Below are 20,784 nucleotides of genomic sequence, written 5' to 3'. Positions count from 1 at the left end.
GCATAAAAATTTTTATCATTAAAAAAAAATTGTAGATTTGCGAATACTCATTTAAAAACTATACGAATGTTAATTACTATTATTGCCGCTATTATTGTTACTGGTGCTATTGCATTTTTAATCGTAAAATACTTACCGCTAAAATTAAGACCTATAGTATCTATACTATTATTAGTATTAGCAGTTTTCTTAACTTGGAAAATATATGATGGTGTTATGAAGCCAATTAATTTTCATAAAAACAAAAAAGTTGTGTATGAGAAAGTTATCAATCAGTTAAAAATGATTAGAGATGCTGAAGTTGCACATAAAGAAGTTACAGGTAAATATTCTAAAAGCATTAGTGGATTAATTCAGTTTATTGATACTGCTCAATTAGCTTTAACAAATACAACTACTGTAGTTGAAAAAGTAAACAAAGGAACGAAATGGCAGCCAATTATGGTAGATGTTGAAAAAAGAGTAACAGATACTATTGGGTACGAGCCTGTTTTAGATAGATTTAAAGGTAGAGATTACAAAGGCATGGCTAAGATTCCTGGAACTGATAAAGAATTTTCTTTAGAAGTTGGAATGGTTGATAAGTTTAATGTTCAAGTGGATGTGTTCTTTGCAAAAGCAAACAAAATTGATGTTTTAAAAGGAATGGATCCTTCTTTAGTAAAACAAGAATTAGAAGCAAATACTTCTGACGAAATCAAAGGTGAGTTTATATCTGTAGGTTCTTTAAACGAAGTAACAACTGGAGGTAACTGGCCACCATCTTATGACAAAAACGATCGTGCGACAAAAGACGATAAATAAAATTATAAAAGACCCTTATAGAAAAGAAATATCCATCCAATTTAGTTTGGATGGATTTTCTTTTTGTATCTGTAATTCTGACACAAAAGAATTACAGCATTTTACTACGCATACTTTTGAAAATTCTGTTGCAACTCCAGAATTGCTATTGTCTAAAATTGAAGAATTATTTAATGAAAATACAGTATTAAAACAAGAGTTTGAAACTGTTACTATCATTCATCAAAACAATTTGGCTACACTTGTTCCTGCAGCTTTATTTAATGAAAATGAATTGCAATTGTATTTAGATTACAACATAAAAACACTTGCAAACGATTTTATTGCATTTGATAGTTTAACTCAGTTAGACATTAAAAATGTGTATGTTCCGTACATCAACATCAATAATTATTTCTTTCAGCAATTTGGTGAGTTTGACTATAAACATTATGCAACTGTGTTGATTGATAAGTTAATTTTACATTCTAAAAACAACACAGACAAACATTTTTATGTAAATGTTGCTGCTTCTAATTTTGATATTGTTGTTATAGAAAATTCAAAATTATTGTTTTACAATTCATTTTCTTTCAGCACTAAAGAAGATTTTATTTACTACATTTTATTTACAGCTGAACAATTAAAATTAAATCCAGAATCGTTTTTACTATACTTTATTGGAGATATCGAAAAAGATTCTGAAATTTATCACATCACATATCAATACATCAGAAATGTAGCATTTATCAAACTAAATATTCCTTTCTTTAATGAAGAGGAAGATATTTCTAATCACTCACATTATACAATACTACCATAAATGAGAATTATCTCTGGAAAACACAAAGGGAAAAGATTAACTGCTCCTAAAAACTTGCCTGTAAGACCAACTACAGATATGGCAAAGGAATCTTTGTTTAATATCATTAACAACAATTATTACTTCGAAAATGTTGATGTAATTGATTTATTTGCTGGAACCGGAAATATCAGTTTTGAATTTGCTTCTAGAGGAACAAAAACCATTTACAGTATAGATCAACACTTTGGTTGCGTAAAATACATCAATACTATTTCTAAAGAGCTCGATTTAAACATAAACACATACAAAAGCGATGTCTATAAGTTTTTAGAAAAAACACCTTTAAAAGCTGATCTTATTTTTGCAGATCCTCCTTATGATTTTGAAGCGGAACAGTTTCTAAAAATCGCAGAAATTATTTTTGATAGAAAACTTTTAAATGACGATGGTTTGTTAATTATAGAACATTCTAAACATACTGATATTTCTACACATCCAAATTTTAGTTATGCTAAAAAGTATGGCGGAAATGTATTTAGTTTTTTTGAGTATCTTGAGTAGTCTTTTAAATCCTATCTTAGAATGAATTCTCAAAAGAAAATGCTACTTATTTTAATTATTTTTCTATTAACACAACCATTCCAGACAAATGCACAAACAACCGAAATCCCTAAAGAACAACGATTAGCTTGGTTTAAAGATGCAAAACTCGGTATTTTTATTCACTGGGGAATATATGCTGTGAACGGAATAGACGAATCTTGGTCTTTTTACAACAATTATATCTCATATACAGATTATATGAAACAACTAAACGGATTTACTGCTAAAAACTACAATCCTTCAAAGTGGGCAAAACTCATTAAAGAAAGTGGTGCAAAATATACTGTGATTACCACAAAACACCATGATGGTGTTGCACTTTGGAATACTAAACAAAACGATTTAAGTGTTGTTAAAAAAACACCCGCTAAACGAGATTTAATTACGCCTTTTGTAAATGCTGTTAGAAAAGAAAATTTAAAAGTTGGTCTGTACTTTTCGTTGTTAGACTGGTCGCATCCAGGGTATCCTGGGTTCACAAGAACAAAAACGAAATATACCAATGACGATAAAAAGTGGCAAGCGTTTACAAAATTTAATTTTGGGCAACTCAATGAATTAACTAAATTCAATCCAGATTTGTATTGGTTTGATGGAGATTGGGAACAAACAGCTGACAAATGGAAAGCAAAAGAAATCAGGCAATTATTATTGAAGAAAAACCCACATACATTTATCAATTCTAGATTGCAAGGTTACGGTGATTATGCAACACCAGAACAAGGTGTTCCGATAACAAAACCATTAACTGATTTTTGGGAATTATGCATGACTATGAATAATTCTTGGGGTTATCAACCAAACGATACAAATTACAAAACAGTAAATCAATTGATTCGGATTTTAGTGGATTGTATCAGTATGGGTGGAAATTTATTGTTAGACATTGCACCAAAACCAGACGGAACAATTCCAGAAGAACAAGTTGAAATTTTACAGGGAATTGGACGTTGGACAAACAAACATAAGGAAGCTATTTACGGAACAAGAGCTGGAATTCCGCACGGACATTTTAATGGTTATACCGCATTATCTAAAGACAAAACCACCTTGTATTTATATCTTGATAACAAACCAAACGGACCTTTATTAATTAAAGGTTTAAAGAATAAAGTAAATAGAGTTTGGGTTGTTGGGAACGGTACAAAATTGTCCCACAAAGTAGTTGGAAAACAATATTGGAGTGATATTCCTGGTTTGTTATATATTGATGTACCTGAAAAAGTTCAAGACAAAGACGTAACCGTAATTGCAATTCTTTTAAAGGGAAAAGTTGATTTATATCGAGAAGAAATTAAAGCAATAGAAAGCAATTAAATACTTCTAATAAGTAGTGTTGTTAGCAAAAAAGAAACAACAAATACAATAAGTGCAATGATATATAATTTCTTAGGTTTCATTGTTTAAAGTAATGACGTAATTATTGCATTTATTGTAATACCTTCTGCTTCTGCTTTGTAGTTTTTTACAACTCTGTGTGATAAAATAGGAATTGCAACAGCCTTTACATCTTCAATATCTGGAGAAAACTTACCATTTATTGCAGCATGTGCCTTTGCTGCCAAAATTAAATTTTGAGAGGCTCTTGGCCCTGCTCCCCAATCTATATAATTTTTAACAAAATCAGATGCATTGGCTTCTTTTGGTCTTGTTTTACTAACCAAAGAAACAGCATATTCTACCACATTATCTGCAACAGGTATCTTTCTAATTAATTTTTGAACTTCTATGATTTCTTGACTAGAAAATATTGAATTTACTTCTTGTAATTCATTGGAAGTTGTGTTTTTTACAACTGCCACTTCTTCTGCAAAAGAAGGATATTCTAAATGAATAGAAAACATAAAACGATCTAATTGTGCTTCTGGCAAAGGATAGGTTCCTTCTTGCTCTATTGGATTTTGAGTTGCCAACACATAAAAAGGCAATTCTAATTTATAATGATGACCAGCAACAGTTACAGAACGTTCTTGCATAGCTTCTAGTAAAGCAGCTTGCGTTTTTGGTGGCGTTCTATTTATTTCATCAGCTAAAATAATATTACTAAAAATTGGTCCTTTTATAAAAGTGAATTTTCTGTTTTCATCTAAAATTTCACTCCCTAAAATATCTGAAGGCATTAAATCTGGAGTAAACTGTATTCTTTTAAAATCTAATCCTAATGTATCAGAAACGGTATGAACCAATAATGTTTTTGCCAAACCAGGAACACCAATTAATAAAGAATGTCCCCCACAAAAAACAGAAAGTAGCACAAAATTAACTGCGTCTGTTTGACCAACAATTACTTTTGAAATTTCTTTTTTTAGTAGTTTCGTTTTTTCTACTAATTGCTCAATTGCAGCTACATCAGACATTAAATACTAGTTTTCTTTTCTCCAATTTCTTTGAAACTCACATTTGTTGTATTTATCGTTAATCTTTATGTAAGTATCTTTTATTTTGTTTTTAGACCATTTGGTAATGTTCTCCTCTTTTTTCTTTTGTAAAGCTAATTTCTGAATCTTAACATAATCATTTACTAAATCTGCTTTATGTGTAAGCGTTCTATCTTTCATATAGATGATTTTGTACATCTTTTCATTTTGCTGAGTTTCATCATAGAAAGGTTCAGTAATTTCTCCTTTTTTAGTGTTGATAACCTTAGCATACAAAGATGGATCCATTCTTGTTAAATCAAAACGAGTTTCATTTGTATATGGATTCATAATCATTCCTCCACTATTTTTGGTGTCTTTATCTTCAGAATATTTTACAACCGCTTCTTCAAAAGTAATTTTTCCGTCAATAATTTCTTTTCTAATTTTTTCTATCTTCTCTTTTATTTCCTGAATTTTAGAATCTAAAATTTCTGGTTGCATTAAAATGTGTGAAACCGTTCTTGTTTTCCCTTTTACTGCATGAAGTTGTATAATATGATATCCAAATAAAGTTTTAAAGGGTTCTGAAACCTGACCAACATCAAGTGAAAAAGCAACTTCTTTAAACTCTTTAATAAACTGACTTTCTTTTGTTACATCTAACTGACCACCATTTTGAGCCGCAGTAGGATCATCTGAATTTAAAACAGCCTTTAGTTTAAAACTGGCTCCGGCTTCAATTTCTTCTTTAAGCTGAGTTAGTCTTTTAATAATTCTATCGTTTTCTTCTTGCGTTGGTTCTGCATAAAGAACAATTTGCGCCATTTCTATCTCCGCTTGAAACTCTGGAAGTTCATTTTTCGCTTTTAATCCATTAAAATAAATACGAACTTCTTCGGGAGTTACATCAACTCCTTCATTAATCTTTTGTTGTTCTTTGGCTACTAAAGCATTTTCTCTTTCTATAGTAAAAAGTTCTGTTCTTAAATCTTTTAAATCGTTAAACCCATATTGTTTAACCACTTTTTCTATAGAACCAAATTCTTGTGTGAAATAGGCTAAATTTCTATCTACAGCAGCGTTCACTTCTGTTTCTGTAACTAATACGCTGTCTATTACTGCATGATGAGAAAGTAATTTTTGAAGCATTAATTGCTCTAACATTTCGCAGTCAGAAATTTTAATTTTCCCTTCGCTACGTTGTTCAATATCTAATTTAAACTTTGCTATATCTGAGCTTAATACTACGTTTTTTCCTATTACAACATCTACTCCATCTATTTTATTCATTTGAGCTTGTGCTGTGATGGTAAACAGCGCCATTATGAAAATAAATACTGGATTATTAATACTCTTTAAAATTTTTGTTCTGAATTGCATCGTTAAGTAACGTTTTTTCTATATCTCTAATTAATTCTAGTTTTCTTTTGTGTAAAATAAGTTGTTTTATGGTTGGTGTGATATAATTTATTGGAGCAATATCGTTCCTTTTTAAAACATCTTTTACAGCCACCAAATATAACCCTAAAGAATCTTCTTTTTGTACGTATTTGGATTTTTTTAACAAATATTCTCTTGGTTCTTCTTTAAATTTTGGAATTTTTAACAAAACGTCTTCTAATTTAATCCAAGTAGAATCATTTAGGTTAATTGCTTTAAAATTTAGCTCTTGATTTTCTAAAGCAATTAAATCTTCTTCTTTATCAGATTTAAAGTGATTTATAATTTCTTTTTGATCTAATAAATCGTTGCCAAAGTGAAGGTATTTTATTTTTATAAGTTCTTCATTTAATCTAAAGTTTGTTTTATTTGTGTTATAATATTCTTCTATTTCGTCTTCAGAAATAATAGTATCTAATTGCTGCTGAATTAAGCGTTCTTTATAACCATTAATTAATAAACTTTCTTTATAATCTTGCACCAACTTATTGTAGGTTGTGTTTTCTTCTAAGGTTAAATTTTCTTCAGCTTTTTGCTTTAACAATTCTTGTACAGCCCAATTACTAATAATGCTTTTAACAATTAAAATACTATCTTTTTTAGAGATGTTTTTTGGAATTAAAGACTCAATGTCTTTACTGTATAAGAAGTTATTATTAATACTTGCTATTGGTTTCTCTATGCGATCTTCTTTCTTGCCAAAATCAAAAAACTGACAAGACGAAAAAACTATTAATAGAAAAAAATATACAAGTTTTTTATTCATTTTTGGTGTATTGTTTTGTAAGTCTTTTTAACGTTTTTTTCTTAATGTCTATTCGATACTTTTTACGTAAAGTCGTTATCAAGTTTTTTTCCAAATAATCTTGATATTCATTCATTACTTTCCCTTTGTTTTTAGACAAATCATTAAAGGAAAACTTCTTTTTATTTTTATAAAAATAAGCTTTTAATCCTAAAGTATCTTTTGTGGATTTCTCCCAAACTTCTTGTTGCATAAAATCAAACACTATTAAACCTTCTTCATACTCTTTTAATGTCTTTGCAAATTCTGGTTCAGTAAATTTCAAATTTTCTTTAAAATACCTAAGTACTTCTTCATCTTTAAAATCATTAAAAAGCGCCGCAACAGGTTTATGTCTTCTATTTCTAATATAATCAAAAAAACGTTCTTGCTTAATTTTTTTATTATTTATTGATAAAATTACTTGCTGCAAAGTATCTTTATTTGACGCTCTAATATTGCTTGAATTAAATACAAGTTTTGCTTTTTCAAACTCAACAATTTTATATTCGTTTTTTAGTTTCCTTAAAACATGTAAATCAGACATTCTTGCACCACCGCTTGCTCTAACTTTCTCTGTAATTTCATGCTTCATTTCTTTAAATGATTTAACAGGATGCTTTTTTAATAATTTAATAATATGCCAACCATATTGTGTTTTAAACGGCAAAGTTATATCATTCACGTTTATCAATTTAAAAGACTCATCTTCAAACGTTTTAAACATCCTTCCTGTTCCAAATTTTGGCAATCTTCCACCTTTATTAACAGTTCCTCTATCATTCGAATATTTTAAAACTAATTGCTCAAAATTTGCCCCATTTTTTAAACTTGTATAAATACTATCAATTCTAAATTTTCCTTTTCTAGATTGATCAGTAATTAATAAATGTGCTACTTCTACTTCTCCGTCTGACAACTGTAAGTCGTTTACTTTTAAAAAATGATATCCGAAATTGGTTTTAAATGGTTCAGAAATTTCTCCAACCTTTGTTTGATATGCCATATTTTCAAATGGATATACCATTTTAAAAGCAGTAAAATAACCAACATTTCCAAAATTGCTTTTTACAGATTGATCGTCTGAATATGCAACTGCAACTTTATCAAAAGGTTGTCCTGAAAGTACTTCTTTTCTTGCTTTGTGAATTTTATTATATGCAATTAAAGTATCTGCCGGAGTTGCATTTGGAGCTACTTTTACCAAAACATGACTCACATTAACTTTGTATTTTGTTCTGTAATATGCATCTTTTACCAATGTAGACAAATACGCTGTATCTTGTAAGTACGGAGCAATTAATTGATTTTTGTAGGTTTCAATTTCTCTTTTGTAGGCTCTCGTTTCATCTAATTTTAAACGATATGCTTCTTTTAATTTTAACTTAAAATTGATGTATAAATCTAAGTTTTCTTTGATGCTTTTTTGATTTTTATCCTGAATAACATTTAAGTTTTTTTCATAAACATTTTTAAATTCTAGCACAGTAACTTTTGTGCCATCAATACGAAACAATACATCAGAATCTTTCTGTGCAAAAGAGGCAAAAGTAGTCGCTAAAAAAAACGTAATAATAATTTTAATCTTCATGCGTTTTTATTTTATAAAGAGATAATTCCTTCAATTTTTTCAGCTTTTCTATAATAAGAAATCACTTCTTCAGACGAGCTTAATATAACTTTAATAGAAACACTTACATATTTTCCCGTTTTAGATTCTTTCGAAGTAATTTTGGCTAACTTCTCTTTAAAAAGCTCTTCAATTTCTAGAACCTGGTTTCCATTTGCAGGAACGATAAATTTATATAAATATGCTGATGGAAACTTTGTTGTTGCTTCTAAACTATCTTTTAGTTTTAAATAAAAATCTTCTTTTTTAGACATGCTACTAATTTTATCTTTTTATTATTCCTGCAAAATTACACTATATTATTATTTTTATAATCAGAATCTTTTATTTTTGCTGAATGCAACAAAAAATAGTACTTATTGGTGGACCAGGAACAGGAAAATCTTCTGTTCTAAACGAATTAATTTCTAGAGGGTTTCTTTGCAAACCAGAAATCTCGAGAGAAGTTACTTTAGAAGCTCAGAAAAAAGGAATCGATCAGTTGTTTTTAACAGATCCGTTGTTGTTTAGCAATTTGTTGCTAAAAGGGAGAGAGAAACAATATTTAGAAGTCAATGAATCTACCGACGAACTTGTTTTTTTTGATCGCGGAATTCCAGATGTACACGCTTATTTAGAGTTTTTTAATACTGATTATCCGGCGCATTTTATCGAAAAAAGCACCACACATTTATATTCAAAAGTATTTATGCTTCCGCCTTGGAAAGAAATTTATACTTGTGATAATGAACGTTATGAAAGTTTTGAAGAAGCAGTTAAAATTTATCATCACTTAAAAAAAACGTACGAACAAATTGGATATAAAATTAGTATCGTACCTTTTGGAACAATTCAAGAAAGAACCGACTATATTTTAAATGCTATTAAAAATGATGTATGAATACTGCTTTAAAAATATTAAAAAAGTATTGGAATCATAATTCGTTTAGAGAACCACAAGATAAAATTATTAATGCCGTTCTAGAAAATAATAATACAATTGTATTATTACCAACTGGCGGCGGAAAATCTATTTGTTTTCAAATTCCTGCATTGGTAAAAGACGGAATTTGCATTGTTGTTTCGCCGCTTATTGCTTTAATGCAAGATCAAGTGGATAGCTTAAACAACAAAGGCATTAAAGCCACAACAATTGCTTCTGGTACTTCTCAAGACGATTTAATCACCTTGTTTGATAATATCAGATTCGGGAATTATAAATTTTTATATCTCTCGCCAGAAAGATTACAATCGCCTTTTATACAAGAAAAAATCAAACAATTAAATATCAATTTAATTGCAGTTGATGAAGCGCATTGTATTTCTGAATGGGGGCACGACTTTAGACCATCGTACAGAAATATTAAAATTTTAAAAGAATTAAAACCTACTGTTCCAATTATTGCATTAACCGCTACTGCTACAAAAGAAGTGCTAGATGATATTGCCAATAGCTTAGAAATTAAGGATGCAACAATTTTTAAAAAATCTTTTTATAGAGATCATTTAGCCTATCAAATTTTTTCTTTGGAAGATAAATTAGGTCGACTTTTACAAATTTGCACAAAAACAAAAGCACCAATTATTGTGTATGTAAGTAGCAGAAATAAAACCAAGGAAATTGCTAGTTTTTTAAATGCAAATAATTTTAAAGCGAGCCATTATCACGGCGGGTTGTCTGCTGCAAACAAACAAGAAGCTTTTGACAATTGGATCTCAGAAAAAACACCAATTATTGTAGCAACAAATGCCTTTGGAATGGGAATCGATAAAGACAATGTAAAAGTTGTGATCCATTTAGATTTACCAAATAGCATCGAAAACTACATTCAAGAAGCTGGAAGAGCTGGCAGAAATGGCGAAAAATCTTTTTCTGCTGTGCTGGTTAACAAAAATGATATTCGTCTTTATAAAGAGCGATTAGAAAATGCTTTTCCTACAATTGCTGAAATAAAACACATTTACAAAAGTATCTTTTCACATTTTCAAATTGCGAACGGAGAAATTAATGAAGAAGTATTTCAGTTCAATCTTTTTGAATTTTCAGACAAATATAAAATTCCGACAAACAAAGTTGCAACAACCATAAACTTATTAGAAATCAACGGAATTATCCAAATTACAGATAGTTATAATAAAAAATCTACCGTACAATTTTTAACAAGTAGCAATCGTGTCTTAAACTATTCGAAATCAGATTCTAATACCATAAAGTTGATACAATTATTACTAAGAAGCTATGGCGGAATTTTTGAGCAAGAAACAAAAATTAATGAATTTTGGTTGGCAAAAAAAGCACATTTTCTTTCTAAACAAGTTGTAGCTATTCTTACCAAATTAGAAACAGAAGGGTTGATTTCGTATAAAAAAACTACTGAAAATGCCAAACTCTATTTTTTAGTTCCGAGAGAAGATGATAAAACCATCAATAGCATTTCTAAAAATATTCAGAAATACATCAAACAAAAAATAAGAAAAGCTACAGATTTAGTTGCATTTATTGAAAATGATGCCATTTGTAGAAGTGTCCAAGTTTTACGCTATTTTAATGAGAAAGGCACTGAAAAGTGTGGAATTTGTGATGTTTGTTTGGCAAATAAGAAAACCTATCAAGATGTTTCAAAAGAAATTATGGAATATTTATCATCAAACAAAACAGCAACTTCAAAAGAAATATGCCAACAAATTCCAAGTAAAGAAGACATCATTTTAGTAAATTTGCAACAACTTTTATCCGAAGAAAAAATTAGCATTAATAATTTTAATCAATATCATCTTAACTAATGAGAGATTTACGAATTGTATTTATGGGAACTCCAGATTTTGCAGTCACCATTTTAAAACATTTAGTAGAGAATAAGCACACTATTGTTGGGGTAATTACTGCTCCAGACAAACCAGCAGGAAGAGGACGAAAGTTAAATGAATCTGCAGTAAAAAAATATGCCGTTTCTCAAAACTTAAATATCTTACAACCCACCAATCTTAAAAATCAAGATTTTATAGATGAATTATCTGGATTAAAAGCCAATTTACAGATTGTTGTAGCCTTTAGAATGTTGCCAAAAGTAGTTTGGCAAATGCCAGAATTTGGCACCTTTAATTTACACGCATCTTTATTGCCAGAATATCGTGGAGCAGCACCAATTAATTGGGCTATTATTAATGGTGATACAAAAACGGGTGTTACCACATTCTTTATTGATGATAAAATTGATACAGGAGAAATCATTCTTCAAAAAGAAATTGCTATAAAAGAAAATGAAATTGTTGGCGAGCTACACGATCGTTTAATGCATTTAGGAGCAGATGTGGTTTTAGAAACGCTACAACTTATAAAAGAAAATAAAGTAGTTACTCAAAAGCAGCCAGAATTAGAAGAGAAAACCGCTTATAAATTGTTCCCAGATAACTGTAAAATTGATTGGAGTGATCGTTTAGAAAACATTTACAATAAAGTACGTGGATTAAATCCGTATCCAGCTGCTTGGACTACTATATATAATAATGACATAGAAACAACTGCTAAATTGTATAAAGTTTCTAAAGAATTTGTTAATCACACTGATGAAATAGGCAAAATAATAAGCACTAAAAAAACATTAAAAGTTGCTGTTGTGAACGGATATCTAATGATTGATGAAATAAAATTAGCTGGAAAGAAGAAAATGGATGTCCAAAATCTACTAAATGGCTTTCAATTTTCATCCAACTCAAAAATGACTTAATCTCTTTATTGACACGGTTTCTGCTATTTTAATCCTTTTTTTGCTTTGGTTATTAACAATTTTACCTCTTTTATTAACAAAAACAAGGTTTTTTAGTGTCATTTCTTGCACGAACCCTTATTCCTGCTATATTTGTTAAGCTTAGTTAAGCGAAAATATTAGATCAATTAATTTTTAAAAATTACAAATCATGAACAAATCAGATTTAATCGATGCAATGGCTGCTGACGCAGGAATTTCTAAAGCTGCAGCAAAAGCTGCCTTAGACTCATTAACTTCTAACGTTACTAAAGCTTTAAAAGGCGGAGATAGAGTATCATTAGTTGGATGGGGAACTTGGTCAGTATCTAACAGAGCTGCTAGAACTGGTAGAAACCCACAAACTGGAAAAACTATTCAAATTGCTGCTAAAAACGTAGTTAAGTTTAAAGCAGGTGCTGGATTAAGTAGTTCAGTAAACTAGAAATACAAAAAATTGTATTTAAAAACTCTCCTAAATATTTAGGAGAGTTTTTTTATTGCCTAAAAAGTTGTTATATTTAAAAGCGATAGCCGTTATTTTATGAAATCACTTTTACCTAAAAAAGGAAGATTATTAATTTCAGAACCTTCAATCTTAAATGATTCTTCATTTAATAGATCGATTATTCTGTTAACAGAGCATACCAAAAACAATTCTGTCGGCTTTATATTAAACAAACCTTTAAGCTTTACCTTAAACGACCTTGTTCCAGAAATTGCATGTAATTTTCCTGTTTACCAAGGCGGCCCCGTTGAACAAGATAATTTATATTTTGTACACCAAGTTCCTGAGCTAATTACAGACAGCGTAGAAGTTTCTAATGGTGTTTTTTGGGGAGGAAATTTTGAGGCTTTAAAAGACTTATTAAACAATCAAAAATTAAAAATTAGTGACATTCGGTTTTTCTTAGGATATTCTGGTTGGGAAAGCAATCAATTAGAAGAAGAACTTAAAACCGACTCTTGGTTTGTTTCAGAAAATAATTACTCAAACATTTTTGCCACAGACAATACTACCATTTGGAAAAATAAATTACTTGAAAAAGGCGGTAAATATAAAATTTGGGCTAATGCACCAAGTGATATTCAATTGAACTAAGCCTTAGAAAGAATCTGTTGTAGTTTTAAATTTGCCAACAACTTCTCTCCTACTTCTGTTTTAAATTCTTTTTTCCGGTATTTTGTAACTGGCTGAATTCCAATAATAGAATTCGTTAAAAAGAGTTCATCTGCTTTTTGCATTTCAAAAGGAGAAATAGAGGTTTCTGTAAGAATATAATCTTTATTCTTTTGAAGAATTTCGATAACTTTTTTTCTAACAATTCCTTTAATACAGCCTTCTGTTAAGGCCGGTGTTTTAATTTCGTTTCCTTTCACCACAAAAATATTGGCATTTGTTGCTTCTACAATTCCTTTGTTTTCGTTTAACAACACACAATTATCTAGTTCGTTTTCTTCCATATAAATACTTGCCAAGGTATTTAGCATTCTATTGGTGGTTTTTATGGTAGAAAGCAATCCTGAGTAATTGTAAAAATCTTTAAACAAGTCTATTTGATAAGTGCTTTTAGTTTGATAGGTGTTTTCAGAAACTTCAATCACATAATCAACTTCATTCGTTTTTGGCGTATACAAACCACCGTCTTTTCTAAACACAGATAACCGAATTCGAAGTTTTTTATTTTCTATTTGATTCGGAATTGATTTTAAGATTTCTTCTTCTAAAAACTCTAGAGTAAATTTTAACGGAATTTCCATACGCAACATACGCATAGAGGCCATCAATCTAAAATAATGATCTTCCCAGAAAACAATATTGTTATTGATCACATTAATCGTTTCAAAGATAGCGTCTCCATACTTAAATGCTCTGTTGTTTACAGAAACAGAAAAATCATTTTTATTAATTAAATCACCGTTATAATTCAACATAATTATTCTCTTAAAATTGAAAAACAAAATTACATTAAATGCATTAAAACTTGGTTTATAATTTCATAAAAAAAAGCCTTATAAATTAATTTATAAGGCTTTTTATATCGTGTAATATTAGTTTATGCTCCAATAGTGTGTTTTAATTCATCTATTTGATTTTCCCATAACATTTTAGATTCTTCTACTTCATCTTCATCATCTGCAAAATCAGTAACCATTAAAGAAACATCTTTTGTAATTGGGTCAACTTGAATTCTAAATTCAAAATAAGATTCATCTCCTTCGCTTTCCTCCCATTTGTATTTCATTTTTTCATGATTCTTATTTGATAAAATAGCTGCTTTTTCTTCAACACCATCCCAAACAAAAGTCACTAATTTACCTCTCGAGTTTACTTTATCAGCAAACCATTCTTCTAATCCTGCGGGAGTTGCAAAGTAGGTATATAGCATGCTTGGAGAAGCATGAATAGGAAATTCTAATTCAAATTTAATTTTACTCATTATCCATTTTCTTAGTAGGCCAATATAGGTATTTATTCCTTTTTAAAAAAATTAAAAACTTAGCTTGCAAAAAAACAAAAATAGGTTATATTTGCAGCCGCATAATCATGGCGAGGTAGCTCAGTTGGTTAGAGCGTCGGATTCATAACCCGGAGGTCACGAGTTCAAATCTCGTTCTCGCTACAAAAGGAAAACCCAAAACTAATTTGTTTTGGGTTTTTTGTTTTATAAATATTTAGATTTATGGCATTTTTTATTCTTTTTTTTGTTATTTCTATAAGTAAATCACTGCTTGATAATATGAATAAACTTATAGTGATTTCATTTTCTGAATGTTATAATAAAAGTTGTAATTTTTTTTCAATTATCTATAAAATTTCATTGCAAAAAAGAAAAATGCTCTTATATTTGCAGCTCTATTAACGCGAAAGTAGCTCAGTTGGTAGAGCGTCAGCCTTCCAAGCTGAATGTCGCCGGTTCGAACCCGGTCTTTCGCTCAAAAGACTTCATTTAATTATGGAGTCTTTTTTTTATTGTCAATTTTTATAAAAACCTAAAGTAAGGATGAGAAGTTGATATCGAGCAGAGTTGAGATGAGCCCTGTCTTTTGCTCATAAAAAACCGAAACAAAAATTTTCGATTTTCTTTAGCATTATAAATTCTTTAATTTATCTCCAAAAAGTAATAGCAAAATAATTGGCATAGCCAATAAACCAACCATCAATGTGTTTTGCATAATAAGATTTGGCATCATAACTAAAGCGATTACAAATCCTCCAATTGCACCACCTAAGTGTGCAGAATGACCAACATTTCCTAATTGTTTTTTCATTCCATAAATTGAATACACCAAATATCCAACACCAAATATATAAGCAGGAATTGGTATTGGTAACGGAAACAACATCAGCGTCATATCTGGATACAATAAAATTGCTGCATATAAAATCCCAGAAACCGCTCCAGATGCACCAACAGCGCTATAATAAGATTCATTTTTATGATAATAAATAGAATACATATTTCCAGCTAACAAACTACCTAAATAAATAATGAGAAAAGAAATATTCCCCATCAAGCCGGCAACAATTCCACCAAATAAATACAACGCATACATATTAAATCCAAGATGCATCCAATCTACATGCAAAAAACCCGAAGTAAGCATTCTGATTTTTTCACCGCCTAAAATTTTTCCAACTTGAAACTTGTATTTATCTAAAAAAACATACTCATTAAAGCCTTTCATAGATATTAAAACATTGACAATTATAATTCCTAAAACAAATTGATTCATTCTTTATGATATATTTATCTACAAACTTAACATAAAACTATCTAAAAGATTGGCTTCTTTTTAAGAAAATTAAATCCGATATTTGCAACACAAAAATACGCATGCACAAACTTGTTTTTTATTTATCATATCCAATAATTTGGTTGTTTTCTAAACTACCTTTTAGAGTATTGTATATTATTTCTGACGGAATTTACTTCCTCTTCTTCTATGTAATTGGTTATCGAAAAAAAGTGGTTTTAGAGAATTTAAAGTTGGTCTATCCAGAGAAGTCTGAAAAAGATTTAAAAACAATTCAGAAGCAATTTTTTAGTCATTTTGTGGATACATTAATCGAAGCAATTAAAGCAATTACTATTTCTGAAACCAGCATTAAAAAAAGATATTCTTATAAAAATATTGAATTAATTGATGAGTTGTATAGCCAAGGTAGAAGCATTATTTTAACGGGTTCTCATTATGGAAATTGGGAATGGGTTGTTGGAATTCCGCTAGTTGCAAAAATTGATTGTTATACTTCATACACAAAAATTCAGAATAAAAATTTTGAAAAATTAATTAAAGATTCTCGAAGTAAATTCGGAATGAAATGTGTAAAATCTAACGAGATTATAAAATCGATTTTAAAGAACGTAAAACAACAAAAGCAAGGATTGTATTTGTTGGTTGCCGATCAATCTCCAATGCTTCATAAAAGTTTGTATTGGACAGAATTTTTGAATGTAAAAGTTCCGGTTTTTACAGGTGCAGAAATGATTTCTAAGAAGTTTGATTTTGCAGTTGTAAATATGAATACAACAAGAATAAAGCGCGGTTATTACGAATCTGAATTTGAATTGATTACAAATACTCCAAAAGAAGAAGAAGCCAAAGAAATTACAAATGCTTATTTACGCTTAACAGAAAATCATATTTATAAGCAACCTGAGTTTTATTTATGGTCACATAAACGCTTTAAACACAAAGATAATGCGCCAAAATAAAAGCCTTGAATTTCTTCAAGGCTTTTATTTTTTAGTTTTCAAACCACTTTTTTACCAACGCTTTTTCTATAGATAAATGCGTTTTGTGCTTGTAATCGTTATTCACAGCATCATAATCATAGTCTTCTTTCCAAGCTTCAACATTCTTACAAACTGCTTTTAAAGCATCACAAATAAAATCTACTTCTTTATCAGTTATGGTTGGATGAATTGACAAACGAACCCAACCTGGTTTTTCTACAGAACACCCTTCAATAATTTGTTTTTTGATAGCGTTTGATCTTTGTTGATCTACATTTAGCAAGAAATGTCCATACGTTCCTGCACAAGAACAACCGCCACGCGTTTGGATCCCAAAACGATCGTTTAACAACTTTACGATTAAATTAAAATGTACATTATTTACATAAAATGAAAAGATACCTAATCTATGTTTGTGAGTTGGAGCTAAAATATGCACATTCGGAATTGACTCTAAACAAGCAAATAGTTTTGCGTTGATTTCTTCTTCTCTATCGTGAATTTTATCGGTTCCCATTTCATCCTTTAGCTGAACACATAAAGCAATTTTTATGGTTTGCATAAAAGCTGGAGTTCCACCATCTTCTCTCGTTTCTACATCATCAAAATAATCGTGTTCTCCCCAAGGATTTGTATAACTTACCGTTCCGCCACCTGGATTATCTGGTACCAAATTTTTATACAATTTCTTATTAAAAATCAACACTCCAGAAGTTCCTGGTCCGCCTAAAAATTTATGCGGAGAAAAGAAAATTGCATCTAAATATGCGTCTTCATCTTTTGGATGCATATCAATATCTACATAGGGCGCAGAACAAGCAAAATCAACAAAACACAAACCGTTATGTGCGTGAATTATTTTTGCAACTTTATGATAATCTGTTTTTATTCCTGTAACATTAGAACAGGCTGTTATAGAAGCAATTTTAATCGGTCTGCTTTCATGTTCTTTTAGCAATTTTTCAAAGCTATCAAAACACAATAAGCCTTCATGATCACAAGGAATAACAACAACATCTGCAATGGTTTCTAACCAAGAAGTTTGGTTAGAATGATGTTCCATATGAGAAACAAAAACAATGGGTCTTAATTCATCCGGAACCCTTGTATGTTCTTTTAAACTTTCGCTAATTTTTAATCCTAAAATACGTTGAAATTTATTTACAACACCTGTCATTCCAGAACCTTCGGTAATCAATGCATCGTCTTTTGATGCATTTACATGACGCTTAATAATGTTTCTTGCTTCATGATAAGCCAAGGTCATTGCTGCTCCACTTGTTGAAGTTTCTGTATGCGTATTTGCTACAAAAGGTCCAAAATCGTTTACTAATTTTTCTTCAATTGATCTGTACAATCTTCCGCTTGCTGTCCAATCTGTATAAATTAAGTCTTGCTCACCATAAGGAGATTCAAACTTTTGATCTACTCCAACAATATGATTTCTAAATTTACTAAAATACTTTTCTAAGGATTCCATTTTAGCTGTTATTTTAAATATTGAATTTATATCCGAAAACGATTGTTCTCTCTAAAAAAGTAAATTTTTGAGATGCTGAATCTATTTCGTATTTAGTTGTTCTAATATTTGGCATATTAATATAGCCGGCTTTAAAATCCGATTGGATAAAAAAGCTTTTAAAAATTGTAATATTTATACCTAAGCTTGCAGAAACTCCCCAACCAGCAACATTAAAATCATCGTATCTTTCATTTTCTAACAAGGTAGCATTTGTCTTTGGATATAAGAATCCAACTCCAAATCCTTCAGTAAGATTTACCGTAAAATCTGGATCTGTAAACCCCATGAAATATCCTAAATTATCAAACCTTTTTACTTCAACATGCACATAATTTAAACCATCGGTATGTTCAAATTGTAAAAATTCATTTGATAAAAAAATATCCTCATCAACATAATTTTTATCAAACTTTCCGCCAGTATTAATGGTTCCGTTTATTTTAACCGATTGGTATGGATAAGAAATCATTACATATTTCATGTGATCTACTCCAATTGAAACAGAGTAATTATCATGAAAAAAATACCCAATTTTCATATTTGTTTGTGGAATTGTAATACGAGCTGGATGAAAATAATCGTACAAAGAAAAAGGCGTTACTTTATCTTCAGCTTTTACTGCTGATAACGTAAAATCGTAATTTGCTCCTTTAAAATGAATATCAGAATCAGAATAATGAACTCTATTCCAACCCCAATAAAAAAACATTTTTCCTTTGTTTGATGTTTTGTTTGATTTTTGAGCAACTAAAAAGGTACTTGTTAAAAGCAGACAGAGTGTTAGAATAAATAGTGTTTTATTTTGCAATAACATCTTCGATTTCTTTGATAAAACGTTTTGCTAAAGCATCTGCATTTTCTTGTGAAGTACTTTCTGTATAAATTCTAATAATTGGTTCTGTATTTGATTTACGTAAATGCACCCATTCTGTTGCAAAATCTATCTTAACTCCATCAATGATATTTACATCTTCATGTTGATAGTTAGAAGCCATCGTTTCTAAAATTTTATCAACATTAATTTGTGGCGTTAGCTGAATTTTATTTTTGCTCATAAAATAAGCTGGGTACGAATCTCTTAACTCTTTACAAGACATTTTTTTATGTGCTAAATGCGATAAAAATAGTGCAACTCCAACCAAAGAATCTCTTCCGTAATGAGAAGCTGGATATATAATTCCGCCATTTCCTTCTCCACCAATTACAGCAGTGGTTTCTTTCATTTTTATCACCACATTTACTTCTCCAACTGCGCTTGCAGTATAGGTTCCTCCATGTTTTTCTGTAACATCTCTTAATGCTCTTGAAGATGATAAATTAGAAACGGTATTTCCGCCACCTAATCTTCCCAACACATAATCTGCACACGCAACCAAAGTATATTCTTCTCCGAACATAGAACCATCTTCAGAAATCAATGCTAATCTGTCTACATCTGGATCCACTACAATTCCTAAATCAGCTTTTTCTTTTACTACCAATTCAGAAATATCTGTCAAGTGTTCTTTTAAAGGCTCTGGATTATGAGGAAATTGTCCGTTTGGTGTACAATATAATTCTACACATTCCACGTTTAACTCTTTTAGTAAAGCTGGAATAAAGATACCTCCAGTAGAATTTACACCGTCAACAACCGCTTTAAAATTGGTTTTTTTGATTGCTTCAACATCTACCAATTCTAAATTCAACACTTCTTGAATGTGTTTTTGTAAATAACTTTTATCTTTTGAATAGCTTCCTAAATCATCAACGGCTGCAAAATTAAAATTATCAGCTTCAGCTTTCGCTAAAATAATCTCTCCTTCAGCTCCATTTAAGAATTCACCTTTTTCGTTTAGTAATTTTAAGGCATTCCATTGTTTTGGATTGTGAGAAGCCGTTAAGATAATTCCGCCATCCGCTTTTTCTAACGGAACAGCAACCTCAACAGTTGGTGTAGTTGACAATCCTAAATCCACTACATGAATTCCTAAGCCAACCAACGTATTTGCGACTAAGCTAGAAATCATTTTACCAGAAATACGCGCATCTCTACCTAAAACTACGGTAATATTTTTTTTATTTTTATTTCTTTCTAAAATAAAAGTACCATAAGCTGCTGCAAATTTTACCGCATCAATGGGTGTTAAATTATCGGCGGTTTTCCCTCCAATTGTTCCTCTTATTCCTGAAATAGATTTTATTAATGTCATGTTCTTTTTTTATTAGCTGAACAAAGATAATTTTATTCTATGAGATGTTGAAATAAAATGAGAATAAAGAAAAAGTAATATCTTTATAAAAAGCAATTTGTTGCTACATTAAAAAAACAACAAATGTCATTTCGAGTGAAGTGAAACGAAACCGAGAAATCTTTACTTTTATAATGAGAGGTATTATTTAGGTCTCGA

At 30.0% G+C, this 20,784-nt stretch carries 21 protein-coding genes and 2 tRNA genes; 12 read left to right on the top strand and 11 right to left on the bottom strand.

The genetic code is table 11. The annotated features are described in order from the left end of the window. Nucleotides 1-66: 66 nt before the first annotated feature. Genes ACEWL1_RS06875 through ACEWL1_RS06860 form a run of 4 tightly spaced genes read left to right on the top strand, consistent with a single transcriptional unit; the run spans nucleotide 67 to nucleotide 3,508 of the window. On the top strand, nucleotides 67-804 hold the full coding sequence (locus ACEWL1_RS06875; RefSeq protein ID WP_409232555.1) for a hypothetical protein: 738 nt from the start codon (nucleotides 67-69) through the stop codon (nucleotides 802-804). Then, entirely contained in the window at nucleotides 767-1,606 is an 840-nt protein-coding gene (locus tag ACEWL1_RS06870) for a DUF3822 family protein (protein WP_409232554.1), read from the top strand. Before ACEWL1_RS06875 ends, ACEWL1_RS06870 begins: the two co-directional genes overlap by 38 nt. Beyond that, nucleotides 1,607-2,149 (top strand): RsmD family RNA methyltransferase, encoded by a 543-nt coding sequence (locus ACEWL1_RS06865; protein WP_409232553.1) that lies wholly within the window; start codon nucleotides 1,607-1,609, stop codon nucleotides 2,147-2,149. 21 nt (nucleotides 2,150-2,170) lie between these two features. Then, entirely contained in the window at nucleotides 2,171-3,508 is a 1,338-nt protein-coding gene (locus tag ACEWL1_RS06860) for an alpha-L-fucosidase (RefSeq protein ID WP_409232552.1), read from the top strand. An 86-nt stretch (nucleotides 3,509-3,594) separates the two neighbouring features. Here ACEWL1_RS06860 and ACEWL1_RS06855 read toward each other — a convergent pair whose 3' ends face one another. The 5 genes from ACEWL1_RS06855 to ACEWL1_RS06835 are packed head-to-tail and all read right to left on the bottom strand — an operon-like array spanning nucleotide 3,595 to nucleotide 8,659. Continuing rightward, nucleotides 3,595-4,548: an AAA family ATPase gene (locus ACEWL1_RS06855; protein WP_409232551.1), complete on the bottom strand. Its 954-nt coding sequence runs from the start codon at nucleotides 4,546-4,548 to the stop codon at nucleotides 3,595-3,597. 6 nt (nucleotides 4,549-4,554) lie between these two features. After that, nucleotides 4,555-5,931: a peptidylprolyl isomerase gene (locus ACEWL1_RS06850; RefSeq protein WP_409232550.1), complete on the bottom strand. Its 1,377-nt coding sequence runs from the start codon at nucleotides 5,929-5,931 to the stop codon at nucleotides 4,555-4,557. Then, on the bottom strand, nucleotides 5,897-6,757 hold the full coding sequence (locus ACEWL1_RS06845; protein ID WP_409232549.1) for a hypothetical protein: 861 nt from the start codon (nucleotides 6,755-6,757) through the stop codon (nucleotides 5,897-5,899). Before ACEWL1_RS06845 ends, ACEWL1_RS06850 begins: the two co-directional genes overlap by 35 nt. Continuing rightward, nucleotides 6,750-8,366, bottom strand: coding sequence for a peptidylprolyl isomerase (locus ACEWL1_RS06840; RefSeq protein WP_409232548.1), 1,617 nt, complete (start codon nucleotides 8,364-8,366; stop codon nucleotides 6,750-6,752). Before ACEWL1_RS06840 ends, ACEWL1_RS06845 begins: the two co-directional genes overlap by 8 nt. Before the next feature lie 11 nt (nucleotides 8,367-8,377). Continuing rightward, a complete protein-coding gene (locus tag ACEWL1_RS06835) occupies nucleotides 8,378-8,659 on the bottom strand; it encodes a DUF493 family protein (protein WP_409232547.1) in 282 nt (93 codons plus the stop codon). An 83-nt stretch (nucleotides 8,660-8,742) separates the two neighbouring features. Between ACEWL1_RS06835 and ACEWL1_RS06830 the strand changes: the two genes are divergently transcribed. The 5 genes from ACEWL1_RS06830 (at nucleotide 8,743) to ACEWL1_RS06810 (ending at nucleotide 13,232) form a co-directional block, all read left to right on the top strand. Beyond that, nucleotides 8,743-9,285 (top strand): AAA family ATPase, encoded by a 543-nt coding sequence (locus tag ACEWL1_RS06830; protein ID WP_409232546.1) that lies wholly within the window; start codon nucleotides 8,743-8,745, stop codon nucleotides 9,283-9,285. Then, nucleotides 9,282-11,168 (top strand): RecQ family ATP-dependent DNA helicase, encoded by a 1,887-nt coding sequence (locus ACEWL1_RS06825; RefSeq protein ID WP_409232545.1) that lies wholly within the window; start codon nucleotides 9,282-9,284, stop codon nucleotides 11,166-11,168. The genes ACEWL1_RS06830 and ACEWL1_RS06825 overlap by 4 nt, the downstream gene beginning before the upstream one ends. Beyond that, entirely contained in the window at nucleotides 11,168-12,112 is a 945-nt protein-coding gene (fmt, locus tag ACEWL1_RS06820) for a methionyl-tRNA formyltransferase (protein WP_409232544.1), read from the top strand. Before ACEWL1_RS06825 ends, fmt begins: the two co-directional genes overlap by 1 nt. A 190-nt stretch (nucleotides 12,113-12,302) precedes the next feature. Then, nucleotides 12,303-12,575 carry an HU family DNA-binding protein gene (locus ACEWL1_RS06815; protein WP_409232543.1) on the top strand — a complete coding sequence of 91 codons (273 nt, stop codon included), beginning with the start codon at nucleotides 12,303-12,305 and terminating at the stop codon, nucleotides 12,573-12,575. 99 nt (nucleotides 12,576-12,674) lie between these two features. Beyond that, the gene (locus tag ACEWL1_RS06810; RefSeq protein ID WP_409232542.1) at nucleotides 12,675-13,232 is read left to right on the top strand and encodes a YqgE/AlgH family protein; all 558 of its coding nucleotides are present in this window, start codon (nucleotides 12,675-12,677) and stop codon (nucleotides 13,230-13,232) included. Here ACEWL1_RS06810 and ACEWL1_RS06805 read toward each other — a convergent pair. Both ACEWL1_RS06805 and ACEWL1_RS06800 read right to left on the bottom strand, forming a co-directional pair. Continuing rightward, a complete protein-coding gene (locus ACEWL1_RS06805) occupies nucleotides 13,229-14,065 on the bottom strand; it encodes an aminotransferase class IV (protein ID WP_409232541.1) in 837 nt (278 codons plus the stop codon). The two genes, ACEWL1_RS06810 and ACEWL1_RS06805, sit on opposite strands and share 4 nt — an antisense overlap. 122 nt (nucleotides 14,066-14,187) lie before the next feature. Beyond that, on the bottom strand, nucleotides 14,188-14,571 hold the full coding sequence (locus tag ACEWL1_RS06800) for an START-like domain-containing protein (protein WP_409232540.1): 384 nt from the start codon (nucleotides 14,569-14,571) through the stop codon (nucleotides 14,188-14,190). A gap of 109 nt (nucleotides 14,572-14,680) precedes the next feature. Between ACEWL1_RS06800 and ACEWL1_RS06795 the strand changes: the two genes are divergently transcribed. Next, nucleotides 14,681-14,754: transfer RNA gene (locus ACEWL1_RS06795), tRNA-Met, on the top strand. 241 nt (nucleotides 14,755-14,995) lie between these two features. Then, nucleotides 14,996-15,068: transfer RNA gene (locus ACEWL1_RS06790), tRNA-Gly, on the top strand. Nucleotides 15,069-15,223: 155 nt separating this feature from the next. Here the strand turns inward: ACEWL1_RS06790 and ACEWL1_RS06785 are convergent. Next, nucleotides 15,224-15,868 carry a rhomboid family intramembrane serine protease gene (locus ACEWL1_RS06785; RefSeq protein WP_409232539.1) on the bottom strand — a complete coding sequence of 215 codons (645 nt, stop codon included), beginning with the start codon at nucleotides 15,866-15,868 and terminating at the stop codon, nucleotides 15,224-15,226. A gap of 101 nt (nucleotides 15,869-15,969) precedes the next feature. Here ACEWL1_RS06785 and ACEWL1_RS06780 point away from each other — a divergent pair, with 101 nt between their 5' ends. Further along, the gene (locus tag ACEWL1_RS06780; RefSeq protein ID WP_409232538.1) at nucleotides 15,970-16,851 is read left to right on the top strand and encodes a lysophospholipid acyltransferase family protein; all 882 of its coding nucleotides are present in this window, start codon (nucleotides 15,970-15,972) and stop codon (nucleotides 16,849-16,851) included. A gap of 31 nt (nucleotides 16,852-16,882) precedes the next feature. Here ACEWL1_RS06780 and ACEWL1_RS06775 read toward each other — a convergent pair whose 3' ends face one another. The 3 genes from ACEWL1_RS06775 to glmM all read right to left on the bottom strand — a co-directional run bounded on the left by ACEWL1_RS06775 (nucleotide 16,883) and on the right by glmM (nucleotide 20,586). Further along, nucleotides 16,883-18,352, bottom strand: a complete 1,470-nt coding sequence (locus tag ACEWL1_RS06775) for an aminotransferase class V-fold PLP-dependent enzyme (protein ID WP_409232537.1) — start codon at nucleotides 18,350-18,352, stop codon at nucleotides 16,883-16,885. A 13-nt stretch (nucleotides 18,353-18,365) separates the two neighbouring features. Continuing rightward, nucleotides 18,366-19,103, bottom strand: coding sequence for a hypothetical protein (locus ACEWL1_RS06770; RefSeq protein WP_409232536.1), 738 nt, complete (start codon nucleotides 19,101-19,103; stop codon nucleotides 18,366-18,368). A gap of 88 nt (nucleotides 19,104-19,191) precedes the next feature. Further along, the gene (glmM, locus tag ACEWL1_RS06765; RefSeq protein ID WP_409232535.1) at nucleotides 19,192-20,586 is read right to left on the bottom strand and encodes a phosphoglucosamine mutase; all 1,395 of its coding nucleotides are present in this window, start codon (nucleotides 20,584-20,586) and stop codon (nucleotides 19,192-19,194) included. Between the last annotated feature and the right edge of the window lie 198 nt (nucleotides 20,587-20,784).

The organism is Polaribacter gochangensis (genome assembly GCF_046224025.1).
Classification (GTDB): Bacteria; Bacteroidota; Bacteroidia; order Flavobacteriales; family Flavobacteriaceae; genus Polaribacter; species Polaribacter gochangensis.
This window is presented reverse-complemented; position numbering and strand designations above follow the sequence as displayed.